The organism is Geodermatophilus amargosae (genome assembly GCF_041028265.1).
GTDB lineage: Bacteria > Actinomycetota > Actinomycetes > Mycobacteriales > Geodermatophilaceae > Geodermatophilus > Geodermatophilus amargosae_A.
Genome location: NZ_JABGCW010000015.1, coordinates 69,106 through 81,942, shown reverse-complemented (window position 1 = coordinate 81,942; position 12,837 = coordinate 69,106). Strand labels below are relative to the sequence as shown.

Here is a 12,837-nt window from a genome sequence, read left to right as displayed (position 1 = left end):
CGTGTTCGACGGCCTCGACATCTCCGGGTCCGGGATCTCCGTCCACCGCCGCTGGATGGACGCCGTCTCGGACAACATCGCCAACATCAACACGGTCAGCTCGACCGACGGCGAGGCGTTCAAGGAGCGCATGGTCGTCGCGCAGGCCGTGGACTACGGCTCCGGCGAGGGCGGCGTGCGCATCGCCGGCGCCGAGTTCGGCAGCGGCGAGGGCCGGCTCGTGTACGAGCCCGACCACCCGCTGGCCGACTCCGAGGGCTACGTCCGCTACCCGGACATCGACCTCGGCGACCAGATGACCCAGCTGATCATGGCCCAGCGGGGCTACCAGGCGAACCTGGCGTCCCTGGAGCGGGCGACCACCGCCTACCAGGCCGCCCTCCAGCTCGGGAAGGGCTGAACATGACCTCCCCCATCGGCGGCATCTCGCTGCCCACCCTGCCCGGCATCGGCGCGCTCGGCGGCCCCTCCGGCGTCGGCTCCGTGGTCCCGGCGCCGGCGCCGGGCAGCGCGGACGGCTTCGCCGCGGCGCTCACCGGCGCGCTCGATCAGCTGGGCAGCCTGCAGTCGTCCAAGGACCAGCTGGCCGTGCAGGCCGCCACCGGTGACCTGCGCGACGTGCACGACTACATGATCGCCGCCCAGGAGGCCTCCGTGGCGACGGAGATGGTCGTGACCATCAAGAACAAGGCCGTCGAGGCCTTCACCGAGATCATGAGGATGCCCGTCTGATGCCCGCCGCACTGGCCGGGCCGCTGGCGAAGCTGCGCAGCACGCTCGCCACGATCAGCCTGGGCCAGAAGGTCGTCATCGGCCTGCTGGTCCTCGGGCTGGCGCTCGGCGGCTTCTTCTTCTACCGGTGGATCACGACGCCGACCATGGCGCCGCTGTTCTCCAACCTCGCCTCGGCCGACGCCTCGGCGATCGTCGACGAGCTCAACGCCGGCGGGGTCTCCTACGAGCTCGCCGACGGCGGCCAGACGATCCTCGTGGCCAACGAGCAGGTGTACGACCTGCGGCTGCAGATGAGCGGCAAGGGCCTGCCGGCCGGCTCCGACACCGGCTACGCGCTGCTCGACGAGCAGGGCATCACCACCAGCGAGTTCCAGCAGCAGGTGCAGTACCAGCGCGCCATCGAGGGCGAGCTGTCGAACACCCTCGAGGCGCTCGACGGCGTGCAGACCGCCGTCGTGCACGTGGCGCTGCCCGAGGAGGAGGTGTTCGCCAGCGACGAGGGCGAGCCGACCGCCTCGGTGCTGCTGGACCTGACGCCGGGCACACAGCTCTCCGGCGAGCAGATCCAGTCGATCACCAACCTGGTCTCCTCGAGCATCGAGGCGATGGACCCCGAGCAGGTCACCGTCTCCGACTCCAGCGGCCAGCTGCTCTCGGCCGCCGGGCAGGGCGTGACGTCGGCCTCCGGCGACGCGCGCTCGCAGATGGAGACCGACTACGAGACCCGGCTGGCGTCCAACGCGCAGGCCATCCTCGACACCGTCCTCGGCCCCGGGCACGCCCGCGTCGCCGTCCGCGCCGACCTGGACATGTCGCAGCGCGACAGCACCGCCACGACGTACGGCTACACCGAGGGCACGCCGCCGGTGTCCGAGCAGACCTCGAACGAGCAGTACACCGGCGACGGCGCGGTCACCGGCGGTGTGCTGGGCCCGGAGAACACCGCGGACGCCGCGGCCGGCGCCGGCGGCACGTCGAACTACTCGACCGAGTCGACGACGGCCAACAACGCCGTGGACCAGACGGTGACCAACACCGTCTCGGCGCCCGGCGAGGTCAACCGGCTCACCGTCGCCGTCGTCCTGGACGACACCGTGGCCGGCGGCCTCAACCAGGCCCAGGTGCAGGCCCTCATCGGCAACGCCGTCGGCCTGGACCCGGCCCGCGGCGACGGCATCAGCGTCGCCTCGCTGGCCTTCGACACCACGGCCGCCGACCAGGCCGCCGCGGAGATGACCGCGGCCCGCGAGGCCGAGGCGCAGGCGCAGATGTGGTCGCTGATCAAGAACGGCGCCATCGGCCTGGGCATCGCGCTGCTGGTGCTCGTCGTGTGGCTGCGCTCGCGCCGCCGCGACGAGGACGACGAGGACGACGAGGACGAGCCGCTGGCCCTCGACGAGGGCCTGATCGCCGAGCTCGAGCGGTTGCGGGTGTCCAGCTCGCGCGACGACACCGCCGTCCTGGACAACCGGGCGCTGGAACTGGAGGCCGCGGAGCGGCAGCGGGTGCGGGGGGAGATCGCCACGATGGTCAGCGAACGTCCGGACGAGGTGGCGCAGATGCTGCGCGGCTGGCTGAGTGATGTGAAGTGACGCTCGCATCCGTGGAGCAGCTGGTGGGCGCGGGCGGGACCAACCTGCCGGCCCTGCCGCCGGCTCCGCTCCGCCCCGAGATGCCGGGCCTGCGCAAGGCCGCCGTCTTCCTCGCCCAGATGAGCAAGGAGGAGGCCGGGCTGCTGCTGAGCAAGCTGCGCCCGCGCGAGGTCGAGGCCCTCACCCGCGAGATCATGAAGCTCGGCACGGTCGAGCCGACCGACGTCGACGGCGTGCTCGCGGAGTTCCACGAGCTCATGGCCGCGCAGCGCTTCGTCGGCCGCGGCGGCGTCGACTTCGCCCGCGAGATCCTCGCGGCCGGCCTCGGCGAGGACAAGGCCGAGGGCATCCTCGCCCGGCTCAACGTCGTCTACACCGAGGTCCCGTTCGCCTCGCTGCGCAACGCCGACGTCCGCCAGCTGGTCACCTTCCTCAAGGACGAGCACCCGCAGGTCATCGCCCTGGTGCTGGCCCACCTGTCGGCCGCGCAGTCGGCCGAGGTGCTCTCGGGCTTCTCCCCCGAGCAGCAGGCCGAGGTGGCCCACCGGATCGCCACGATGGACCGCACCTCCCCGGAGATGGTCCGCCTGGTGGAGGAGGAGCTCGGCCGCCGGATGGGCTCGCTGCTCGCCCACCAGGACATGTCCACCGTCGGCGGCGTCGAGACCCTCGTCGAGATCATCAACCGCTCGCCGCGGCCCACCGAGCGCTCGATCCTCGAGTGGCTCGACACCTCCGACCCGGAGCTGGCCGAGCAGGTCCGCGCGCAGATGTTCGTCTTCGAGGACATCACCACCATCGACGACCGCTCGATGCAGCTGGTGCTGCGCGAGGTGGAGGCCAACGACCTCGCCACCGCGCTCAAGGGCGTGCGCCCCGACGTCCGCGACAAGGTGGTGCGGAACCTCTCCGAGCGCGCCGCCGAGAACCTCGCCGAGGAGATCGAGCTGCTCGGCCCGGTCCGCGCCCGCACGGTCGAGGAGGCCCAGGGCAAGATCGTGGCGGTCATCCGCACGCTCGAGGAGCAGGGCGTCGTGACCATCTCGCGCGGCGGGGACGATGAGTTCGTCGCGTGACGACGGCCTGGTGAGCACCCGGCGGGAGTCGGCGCTGCTGCGGGGGGCCTCGGCCGTCGCAGCGGCGCCCTACCGGCAGGTGCCCGGGACGACGGTGCCGCCGCGCCCGCGGCCGGTGCCGCAGCCGGCCGGGCCCTCCCCCGTCGTCGCCACCGCACCGGAGGTCGTCGTCGAGCGGCGGAGCACCGTCCGCCGCGCGGCCGACGTCCCGGTGCCCAACGGCCGCGGCATGCTGCGGCTCGGCGACGTCTACGCCGAGGAGCTCGCCCGGCTGCGCGAGTTCGCGCGGGCCGAGGGCCACGACGCCGGCTACGCCGAGGGCCTGGCCGAGGCGGGCCTCGTCGTCGCCCGGGCCGAGGCCGAGGCGGCCGCGCGGCTGGCCGACGTGCAGGCCCGCTGGGAGCGGCGGATGGCCTCGGCCACCGCGGCCCTCGGCGCCGCCGTCACCGCGCTCGACGCCGCCGCGGCGCCCACCGCCGACGACGTCCGCGACACCCTCCTCGACGGCGTGCTCACGCTGGTGGAGGAGCTGCTCGGCCGCGAGGTGAGCGCGTCGACCACCGCCGGGCTCGACGCCATCCGCCGCGCGCTGACCCTGCTGCCCTCCGACGCCCCGGCCGTCGTCCGGCTGCACCCCGGCGACCTCGCCGAGGTCCCGCCGGCCGCGCTGGCCGCGCTGCCGCCGTCGCTCACCGTCGTCGGCGACGACGACGTCGAGCGCGCCGGCGCGGTCGCCGACTGCGGTCCCCGCCGGGTCGACGCCCAGCTGTCGACGGCGCTGGAGCGGGTGCGGGCCGTGCTGTCGGGCGGGGGAACCACCTGATGGGCACGGCCACGCTGATCGAGCGCGCCCGCCGCGCCGCCCGCCCGCAGCTCACCGGCTCCGTCGTCGGCGCCATGGGGCTCACGCTCACCGTCGAGGGCGTCGTCGCCGCCGTCGGTGACCTGGTCGAGGTCGACCCCGGCCCGCGCGGCCTGATGGCCGAGGTGGTCGCCGTCTCCCGCGACCGCCTCACCTGCATGCCGCTGGGCGAGCTCGGCGGCGTGCACGCCGGCGCGCCCGTCCGCACCACCGGCATGCCGCTGCAGGTGCCGGTCGGCGAGGCGCTGCTGGGCCGGGTGCTCGACGGCCTCGGCCGGCCGGTCGACGGCCACGGCCCGCTCGGTGCCGGGGTCGACTGGGTGGACCTGGCGAGTGAGACCCCGCACGCGCTCTCCCGCCGCCGGGTGGACGAGGCGCTGCCGGTCGGCGTCCGCGCGCTGGACACCCTCGTGCCGGTCGGCAAGGGCCAGCGGCTGGGCATCTTCGCCGGCTCCGGTGTCGGGAAGTCCACGCTGCTGGCGCAGATCACCCGCGGCACCGAGGCCGACGTCCGCGTCATCGGGCTGATCGGCGAGCGCGGCCGCGAGGTCAAGGAGTTCCTCGAGGAGAACCTCGGCCCGGAGGGCATGGCGCGCACCGTCGTCGTCGTCGCCACCTCCGACGAGCCGCCGCTGGTGCGGCTCAAGGCCGCGTTCGTGGCCACCCGCATCGCCGAGGGGTTCCGCGACCAGGGCCGCGACGTGCTGCTGCTCATGGACTCGATCACCCGCACCGCCATGGCCCAGCGCGAGGTCGGCCTGTCGGCCGGCGAGCCCCCGGCCACGCGCGGCTACCCGCCGAGCGTCTTCGCGATGATGCCGCGGCTGCTGGAGAAGGCCGGCCCCGGCGCGACCGGCTCGATCACCGGCCTCTACACCGTGCTCGTCGAGGGCGACGACCACAACGAGCCGATCGCCGACACCGCCCGCTCGATCCTCGACGGGCACGTGGTGCTCACCCGCAAGCTGGCCACCACCGGCCACTTCCCCGCCATCGACGTCCTGGAGTCGATCTCCCGCGTCGCCGGCGCGGTGGTGTCGCCGGCCCGCATGGCCGACGCCCGCGAGGCGCGGCGGCTGCTCGGCGCGCTGCGCGACGTCAAGGAGCTGGTGGAGATCGGGGCCTACCAGGCCGGCAGCGACCCGCTGGTCGACCGCGCCCGGGCGCTGTCCCCCGTCCTCGACGCCTTCCTGCGCCAGCCGCTGGAGGACTGCACCGCCCCCGACGACGCGTGGACGATGCTGCACCGGCTCGTGACGGCCGGCTGACGTGGCGAAGCGGGCCGGCTTCCGCCTCGAGCCGGTGCTGCGGGTGCGCCGCGCCGCCGAGCAGGCCGCCGAGCGCGCCGCCGCCGACGCCGCGGTCGCGGCGCGGGAGGCCGAGCGCCGCGCCGAGGAGCAGGCCGCCGCCCTGGCCACCCGGGTGCCGCCCGGATCGGCCCCGGCCCACGTCTTCCTCGCCGCGATGGTCGCATCGGCCGCCGCGGCTGCCGATGTGACAGCTGCACGGGCGACGGCGCAGGCCTCGGCCGAGCAGGCCGGGCTGCTGCGCGCGCGGTGGACCGCCGCCGCCCAGCAGACCAGGGCGCTGGAGAAGCTGCGCGAGCGGCACCTCCTCGCCCTGCGCACCGCCGAGCTCTCCGCCGAGGAGCGCGCGGTGGACGACCTGGTCACCGCCCGGCACGCCGGGACCGACACCGAGGAACGGGAGGAGGGGCAGCCGTGGAGGGACTGACCGCGGTGCAGGGCCGCATCGCCGCGATCCAGAACCGGATCCTCACCCTCGCCTCGTCCTCGACGACGTCGACCTCCGCGGCGTGGGCGAGCGCGGCCTCGACCGCCGGGCTCACCGGGACCGCCGCGACCACCGCGAGCGCTCCTCCCGCGACGGCGGCCAGCGGCCTGGAGGGGCGGGTCGTGGCCGCGGCGCAGCGCTACCTCGGCGTGCCCTACGCCTGGGGCGGCACCGACCCGTCGGTCGGCCTGGACTGCTCCGGGCTGGTCCAGCGGGTCTTCGGCGACCTCGGCATCGACCTGCCGCGCACCAGCTCCCAGCAGGCCACCGCCGGCACCCCGGTCGCGAGCCTCACCGAGGCCCGCCCCGGCGACCTCGTGTTCTTCGACAACTCCCCGTCACGGCCCGGCATCGACCACGTCGGCATCTACGTCGGCGACGGCAGGATGATCGCCGCGCCGCAGGAGGGCGAGGTCGTCAAGCTGCAGGACGTCGGGGAGCCCACCCTCATCCGCCGGGTGCTGCCGCAGTCGGCCGCGTCGCCGGTGCCGTCCCCGTCCGGCGCCGGCCTGGCCGGTGTCCCCTACGCCGACCTGTTCACCGCCGCCGGCGCCCGGCACGGCGTCGACCCCGCCCTGCTCGCCGGCGTGGCGAAGGTGGAGTCCGGCTTCGACTCCGCCGCCGCGTCGCCGGCGGGCGCCACCGGCCTCATGCAGTTCATGCCGGCCACCGCGCGCGGCCTCGGCGTCGACGCCGGCGACCCCGCCTCGGCCGTCGACGGCGCCGCCCGCTACCTGCGCCAGCTCACCGACCGCTTCGGCTCGACCGACCTGGCGCTGGCCGCCTACAACGCCGGTCCCGGCGCGGTCGCCCGCCACGGCGGCATCCCGCCCTTCGCCGAGACCCAGTCCTACGTCCGCAAGGTCACCAGCGCCGCGGAGGCCTACTCGTGACAGCTCCCGTCCTGGCCGCCGTCGCGGCCGCGCCCGCCCCGTCCTCCCCGGCCGGCGGCCCGGACCCCGCCTCGGCGGCCGGCTTCGCCTCCGCGCTCGACGACGCCGTCGCCGAGCGCCCGCCCGCGGACCGCCCGTCCGGCGACCGCGGGGTCGGCCGGCGCGACGGCGACCGCCCCGGCCGCGCCCTCGGCCGCGACGGCGACCCCGGCCGCCCCGAGGCCCCCGGCGACGACGCCGCACCGGCCGCCGACGGCACCACGCCCGCCGACGGCTCCGCCGTGCCCGGGGCGCTCCCCGCCGTGCCCGGCGCACTCCCCGCCGGCTGGGCGCTGGCCCTCGCGCTGGGCACCGCCGTCCCCGCCGCCGCTCTCCCTGGTCCGACCACCGGCGCCCCGGCACCGGGCGCCGTCACCGACGGGACCGTTCCGCTCCCGGGCGTCGCCGCCGGGCTGCCGCAGCCCCTCCCCACCGTGGCCGCCGCAGTCGCCGCGGACGCCGCCGTCGCGGCCGGTGCCCCCGCCGCCCCGGCCGCGCCGCTCCCGGGTGGCGTCCCCGCCGCGCCGGCGCCGGCCGTCCCGGCGACCGCGCCGCCGACCCCCGGCGCACCCGCCCTCCCCGAGGGCCTCGTCGTCGTCGCGGCGGCCGAACCGGCCCCGGCGACGAGCACGACGAGCGCCGTCCCCGCCTTGGCCGAGCCGCTGCCCCCGGCCCCGGTCGCCCCGTCCTCCGGCGGCACCGCCGACGGCGGCGCGCGGGAGCAGGACCGCGGCACCGCGGACGTGCCCGTGCCCGTCGCCGCGACCGCCGCACCGGCGTCCGCCCCGGCCCCCGCGGCAGCGGTCCCGGCCGCTCCCGCCGCCCGGGCCGACGTCCCGCAGCAGCCGGTGGCCGCCCAGGTCGCCCCCACCGTCGCCACGCTGGCCTCCGGGCCCGACGGCACGCACACGATGACGCTGGTGCTCACGCCGGAGACGCTCGGGCCGGTCGAGGTCCGGGTGACCGTGCAGGACGGCCGGATCGACCTGAGCCTGCGCGGCGCCTCCGACGCCGGCCGCGCCGCGCTGCTCGACGCGCTGCCCGACCTGCGCCGCGACCTGGAGTCCTCGGGCCTGACCTGCTCGAGGCTGCAGGTGGACCGCGACGCCGCCGGCTCGGGGTCCTCGCAGGCGCAGACCGGCTGGCAGCAGGCCCAGCAGCAGACGGGCGGACAGGGCCGCGGTCCCGCGCACGGCCCCGCCGACGAGCGCCCGTGGCCCCGCGGCACCGACCCCGACGGCAGCCGCCCGGCCGCCGCCGCCATCCACCCCGCGTCGAGCGGCCTCGACGTCCGGGCCTGAGAGGAGCCGACGATGACCGACCCCGTGGGCGGCGTGGGCAGCAGCCCGGCCACGTACACCGCCAGCTCGTCCGTGGACCGCGCCGACCAGATGGGCAAGGACACGTTCCTGCAGCTCCTGGTCGCGCAGATGAAGTACCAGGACCCCAACAGCCCGACCAGCACGACCGAGTTCATGTCGCAGACGGCGACGTTCACCCAGGTCGAGAAGCTCGAGGAGATCGCCTCGCAGAACGCCGAGCTGCTCGCCCTGCAGCGCTCGCTCTCGGCCGGTGCGCTGGTCGGCCACACCGTGAGCTGGACCGCCGAGGACGGCACCACGAAGTCCGGTGCGGTGTCCTCCGTCCGCTTCGGCTCCGACGGGGCGAACGCCGTCGTCGGCGGCACCGAGGTGCCCATCGGCCGCCTGACCGAGGTGTCCCTCCCCGCCTGAGCAAGCCCCCGCTCCCCTCCTGAGAGGACCTCCCCGTGCTCCGCTCCATGTTCTCGGCCATCTCCGGCCTGCGCGCCCACCAGACCAAGCTCGACGTGACCGGCAACAACATCGCCAACGTCAACACCGTCGGCTACAAGAGCAGCCAGACCGTCTTCGAGGACACCCTGTCCCAGGTGATCCGCAACGGCTCGGCCCCGACCGCCGAGACCGGCGGCACCAACCCGGCGCAGGTCGGCCTCGGCGTCAAGGTCGCCGGCATCACCACCAACTTCGGCCAGGGCTCCACCCAGAACACCGGCCGGGCCACCGACTTCATGATCAGCGGCGACGGCTTCTTCGTCACCAAGGCCGGCAACGAGAACCTCTACACCCGCGCCGGGTCCTTCGACTACGACGGCGCCGGCAACCTCGTCACCCCCGACGGTGCGCAGCTGCAGGGCTGGACCGCCGACGTGGACGGCGAGGTCAACTCCAACGGCCCGATCGGCCCGCTGCGGATCCCCTTCGGCCAGGTCATGGCCCCCACGGCGACCAGCCGGGGCGCGCTCGTGGGCAACCTGTCCACCTCGTCGGCCGCCGACGACGTCGTCCAGACGCAGGTCACCGCCTACGACTCGGTCGGGACGGCGCACGAGATCTCGCTGACCTTCACCAAGGGCGCCGCCAACTCCTGGACCGTCGCCGCGCAGGAGGGCACCACGCCGCTGGGGTCGCAGGCGCTGACCTTCGACGCCGCGACGGGCAGGCCGAGCGCGGGCACGACCTTCTCGTTCACCGTGGCGGGCCGGGCCGTGGGCATCGACCTGACCGGGATGACCGAGTTCGGCGGGAAGACGGCGCTGACCCCCAGCGGCGTCGACGGCAACGCCATGGGCACGCTGCAGTCGATCTCGCTGAGCAACGACGGCACGATCATGGGCGTCTACTCCAACAGCCTGCGCGAGCCGATCGGCAAGCTGGCGATGGCCACCTTCACCAACCCCGGCGGCCTGTCCAAGGCCGGCAACACCAGCTACCGGGTGGGCGACAACTCCGGCCAGGCCGTCGTCGGCGAGGCCGGCACCGGCGGCCGCGGCAGCCTCACCGCCGGCGCGCTGGAGATGTCCAACGTCGACCTCGCCGAGGAGTTCACCGGCCTGATCGTCGCCCAGCGCGGCTTCCAGGCGAACAGCCGCGTGATCACCAGCTCCGACGAGATCCTGCAGGACCTGGTCAACCTCAAGCGCTAGTCGGCGGACCAGCACGTCACCGCGCGGCCCGGCACCCGTTCCCCCGGGTGCCGGGCCGCGTGGCGTCGGGGCCGGTCCCGAGCGCCGGTACGCGTGTGACGTGCGGGAACGCGGGGCCGGACTCACCCCGGGGGGTGATGCGGCGGGCCGGGTTCGGCTCAAGCAGCCCCCGCGCGGGACCGATGGTCCCTGTAGCCGGCGCCGCGCCCTCGCGGCCGCCTCCCCTCCCCGACCGAGCCCTTCCCGACCGAGCCAGAGGACCACCCGTGATCCGAGTGACGCGCCTGAACGGGGAGCACTTCGCGCTGAACCCCGACCTGATCGAGCGGGTCGAGGGTCACCCCGACACCGTCGTCTTCCTCGTCGACGGCACCAAGTACATCGTCCGCGAGGGCGTCGACGAGGTGCTCGACGAGATCCGGGAGTACCGGGCCAGCATCCTCGCGACCGCCTACGCCATGGACCGCGGCACCTACCGCACCTCGTCGGACTCCTCCGCGACCGAGCCGCCGGCCGAGACCCGGCACGCGTCGGTCGTCCCCTTCCCGGCCCGCGAGGAGCGCTGACCCGTGGATCCCGCCACCCTCATCGGGTTCGTCGTCTCCCTGGTCGCCCTGCTGGCCTTCATGGTCATGGAAGGTGCCGACCCGACGTCGCTGATCTTCCTGCCGGCGATCATCCTGGTCATCGTCGCCACCTTCGGCGCGGCCATGTCCGGCCAGACGATGGACGACCTCAAGAAGATGCCCGGCTGGTTCAAGATGGGCGTGATGCCGGCCAAGGTGCCGCCGGCCAAGGAGCAGATCCAGACCCTGGTCAGCCTCGCCGAGAAGGCCCGCAAGGAGGGCCTGCTCGCGCTCGAGTCGCAGGTCAAGGCGATCGAGGACCCGTTCCTCAAGCGCGGCCTGCAGATGGGCATCGACGGCACCGACCCCGAGGAGCTGCGCGCCGTCCTGGAGAGCGAGATCGCCGCCAAGAAGGCGGAGGACAAGGTCGCCGCCAAGTTCATGACCACGATGGGCGGCTACGCGCCGACCATCGGCATCGTCGGCTGCATCGTCGGCCTGATGAACGTCATGGGGAGCCTGAGCAACCCCGAGGCGCTGGGCCCGATGATCGCCGCGGCGTTCGTCGCCACCCTCTGGGGCGTCATGGCCGCCAACTTCTGGTTCCTGCCGATGGGCGCCAAGATCATGCGGGTCAGCGAGCTGCAGGCCGCGCAGATGGAGCTGCTGGTCGAGGGCATCGCCGAGATCCAGGCCGGCACCAGCCCGCGCGCCGTCCGGCTCAAGCTCAACTCCCTCATCCCGCCCAGTGAGGTCGCCAAGGAGGCGGCATGAGCAGCGGCGGCCACGGCGGCCGCCGCCGCGCCAAGAAGCACGTCGAGGAGGAGCACGAGAACCACGAGCGGTGGCTGGTGTCCTACGCGGACATGATGACCCTGCTGCTCGTCCTCTTCGTGGTGCTGTTCGCGATGAGCCAGGTCGACAAGGAGAAGTTCGCGGCCCTGGCCAGCGGCCTGTCGGAGGCCTTCGGCGCCCCGGTCACCGCGATGCAGGGATCGGCCAACAACCCCGAGGCGTCCGTCCTCGACTCCCTCGACGCCGCCGTCGACGTCCAGATCCCGCCGGCGCCGGCCGCCCAGGAGTCGGTCGACGCCGCCGCCGCGCAGGCCGCCGCCCAGGAGGCCGCGCGGATCGCCGCGGAGGCGCAGGCGGAGTACGACGAGCTCGCCGCCGCCCGCGACGCGATCGACGCCGCGCTGGCCGCCGCCGGGCACGCCGGCACGGCCCGCTTCGAGATCGACGAGCGGGGCCTGGTCGTGCACATCGTGTCCGACCCCGTGCTCTTCGGCCCGGAGGAGGCGACGCTGCGGCCGCAGGGCCGCGGGATCCTCGGCGCCGTCGCCCCCACGCTGGCCGCCCTGCCCAACCGGCTGACCGTCGAGGGCCACGCCAACTCGCTGCCGGTCACGCCGGGCGGGCCGTGGCCCTCCAACTGGGAGCTGTCGGCCTTCCGGTCCACCACGGTGGTCCGCTACCTCGCCGCGGAGGGCGTCGCGCAGGACCGGCTCTCCGGCACCGGCTACTCCGACACGCGGCCGATGGTGCCCGCGTCCGACCCCGACGCCCTGTCCCTGAACCGCCGCGTCGACATCGTCGTGCTGTCCGACGCCTCCGCCGAGGCCAACGAGCTGCTGCCCGGCCTCGATGCCCCCGCACAGGGCCCCGCACCGGCCGCGACCGCACCGGCCGCGACCGCACCGGCCGCCCCCGCACAGGAAGGCACCCACGAGTGAGCACCAAGACCAAGGCCAAGGAGAAGGACGCGCCCGCCGACGGCGAGGAGCCGAAGGGCGGGAGGAAGAAGCTCTTCCTCGTGCTGGCCGTCCTGCTGGTCGTGGCCGGCGCGGCCGCGTACTTCCTCCTGTTCACCGGGGAGGCCGAGGCCGAGGAGCCGGTGGCCGGCGAGGTCGTGGCCCTCGAGCCGGTGACGGTCAACCTGGCCGGCGGCGGGTACCTCAAGATCGGGATCAGCCTGCAGACGACCGAGGACGCCGCCTCCGGCGGTCACGGCGGCGGCGGCGTCGACGGGTCCCAGGCCCTGGACCTGGTCATCTCCACCTACTCGCAGGCCCAGCCGGCCGACGTCACCGGCGCCCGCGAGGCGCTCAAGGAGTCGCTGGAGCACCAGATCGTCGAGGCCTACACCGACGAGGAGGGCGTCGAGATGGTCATGGGCATCTACTTCACGGAGTACGTGACCCAGTAGCCCCGCACCTCGACCGCGCACCTCCCCCTGCTCGACCACCACAGGAGGCGGGACCGCCCCACCGGTCCCGTCCCAGTGACCCCGGGACGCACCACCCGTCCCACCCTCC

The 12,837-nt window shown here is 74.8% G+C and carries 15 protein-coding genes; all 15 read left to right on the top strand.

From position 1 onward, the window contains the following. Nucleotide 1: 1 nt before the first annotated feature. Nucleotides 2–400 (top strand): flagellar basal body rod protein FlgC, encoded by a 399-nt coding sequence (locus tag HLV61_RS18575; protein ID WP_369258061.1) that lies wholly within the window; start codon nt 2–4, stop codon nt 398–400. Between the two features lie 2 nt (nt 401–402). After that, nucleotides 403–732: a flagellar hook-basal body complex protein FliE gene (fliE, locus tag HLV61_RS18570; RefSeq protein ID WP_369258059.1), complete on the top strand. Its 330-nt coding sequence runs from the start codon at nt 403–405 to the stop codon at nt 730–732. Beyond that, complete coding sequence (gene fliF / locus HLV61_RS18565; protein ID WP_369258057.1) at nt 732–2,327, top strand: flagellar basal-body MS-ring/collar protein FliF; 1,596 nt, start codon at nt 732–734, stop codon at nt 2,325–2,327. The genes fliE and fliF overlap by 1 nt, the downstream gene beginning before the upstream one ends. Before the next feature lie 11 nt (nt 2,328–2,338). Next, nucleotides 2,339–3,403: a flagellar motor switch protein FliG gene (gene fliG, locus HLV61_RS18560; protein WP_369258055.1), complete on the top strand. Its 1,065-nt coding sequence runs from the start codon at nt 2,339–2,341 to the stop codon at nt 3,401–3,403. Further along, nucleotides 3,387–4,226 (top strand): FliH/SctL family protein, encoded by an 840-nt coding sequence (locus tag HLV61_RS18555; protein WP_369258054.1) that lies wholly within the window; start codon nt 3,387–3,389, stop codon nt 4,224–4,226. Before fliG ends, HLV61_RS18555 begins: the two co-directional genes overlap by 17 nt. Then, nucleotides 4,226–5,533 (top strand): FliI/YscN family ATPase, encoded by a 1,308-nt coding sequence (locus tag HLV61_RS18550; protein ID WP_369258052.1) that lies wholly within the window; start codon nt 4,226–4,228, stop codon nt 5,531–5,533. The genes HLV61_RS18555 and HLV61_RS18550 overlap by 1 nt, the downstream gene beginning before the upstream one ends. A gap of 1 nt (nt 5,534) precedes the next feature. Further along, a complete protein-coding gene (locus HLV61_RS18545; RefSeq protein ID WP_369258050.1) occupies nt 5,535–5,999 on the top strand; it encodes a flagellar export protein FliJ in 465 nt (154 codons plus the stop codon). After that, nucleotides 5,987–6,952, top strand: a complete 966-nt coding sequence (locus tag HLV61_RS18540) for an NlpC/P60 family protein (RefSeq protein WP_369258048.1) — start codon at nt 5,987–5,989, stop codon at nt 6,950–6,952. The genes HLV61_RS18545 and HLV61_RS18540 overlap by 13 nt, the downstream gene beginning before the upstream one ends. Further along, on the top strand, nt 6,949–8,292 hold the full coding sequence (locus HLV61_RS18535; RefSeq protein WP_369258046.1) for a flagellar hook-length control protein FliK: 1,344 nt from the start codon (nt 6,949–6,951) through the stop codon (nt 8,290–8,292). The genes HLV61_RS18540 and HLV61_RS18535 overlap by 4 nt, the downstream gene beginning before the upstream one ends. A gap of 12 nt (nt 8,293–8,304) precedes the next feature. Then, nucleotides 8,305–8,724 carry a flagellar hook assembly protein FlgD gene (locus tag HLV61_RS18530; protein WP_369258044.1) on the top strand — a complete coding sequence of 140 codons (420 nt, stop codon included), beginning with the start codon at nt 8,305–8,307 and terminating at the stop codon, nt 8,722–8,724. 35 nt (nt 8,725–8,759) lie between these two features. Next, complete coding sequence (locus HLV61_RS18525) at nt 8,760–9,956, top strand: flagellar hook protein FlgE (RefSeq protein WP_369258042.1); 1,197 nt, start codon at nt 8,760–8,762, stop codon at nt 9,954–9,956. A gap of 266 nt (nt 9,957–10,222) precedes the next feature. Continuing rightward, nucleotides 10,223–10,522, top strand: coding sequence for a flagellar FlbD family protein (locus HLV61_RS18520; RefSeq protein WP_369258040.1), 300 nt, complete (start codon nt 10,223–10,225; stop codon nt 10,520–10,522). Nucleotides 10,523–10,525: 3 nt separating this feature from the next. Next, on the top strand, nt 10,526–11,296 hold the full coding sequence (locus HLV61_RS18515; protein WP_369258038.1) for a motility protein A: 771 nt from the start codon (nt 10,526–10,528) through the stop codon (nt 11,294–11,296). Beyond that, complete coding sequence (locus HLV61_RS18510) at nt 11,293–12,255, top strand: flagellar motor protein MotB (RefSeq protein WP_369258036.1); 963 nt, start codon at nt 11,293–11,295, stop codon at nt 12,253–12,255. Before HLV61_RS18515 ends, HLV61_RS18510 begins: the two co-directional genes overlap by 4 nt. Beyond that, on the top strand, nt 12,252–12,728 hold the full coding sequence (locus HLV61_RS18505) for a flagellar basal body-associated FliL family protein (RefSeq protein WP_369258034.1): 477 nt from the start codon (nt 12,252–12,254) through the stop codon (nt 12,726–12,728). The genes HLV61_RS18510 and HLV61_RS18505 overlap by 4 nt, the downstream gene beginning before the upstream one ends. Nucleotides 12,729–12,837: the final 109 nt, after the last annotated feature.

What these genes read in the sequence shown, in the direction of transcription:
- fliE (WP_369258059.1), top strand. Translation starts at nt 403, where the DNA reads ATGACCTCCCCCATCGGCGGCATCTCGCTGCCCACCCTGCCCGGCATC.
- fliF (WP_369258057.1), top strand. Translation starts at nt 732, where the DNA reads ATGCCCGCCGCACTGGCCGGGCCGCTGGCGAAGCTGCGCAGCACGCTC.
- HLV61_RS18555 (WP_369258054.1), top strand. Translation starts at nt 3,387, where the DNA reads ATGAGTTCGTCGCGTGACGACGGCCTGGTGAGCACCCGGCGGGAGTCG.
- HLV61_RS18550 (WP_369258052.1), top strand. Translation starts at nt 4,226, where the DNA reads ATGGGCACGGCCACGCTGATCGAGCGCGCCCGCCGCGCCGCCCGCCCG.
- HLV61_RS18530 (WP_369258044.1), top strand. Translation starts at nt 8,305, where the DNA reads ATGACCGACCCCGTGGGCGGCGTGGGCAGCAGCCCGGCCACGTACACC.
- HLV61_RS18510 (WP_369258036.1), top strand. Translation starts at nt 11,293, where the DNA reads ATGAGCAGCGGCGGCCACGGCGGCCGCCGCCGCGCCAAGAAGCACGTC.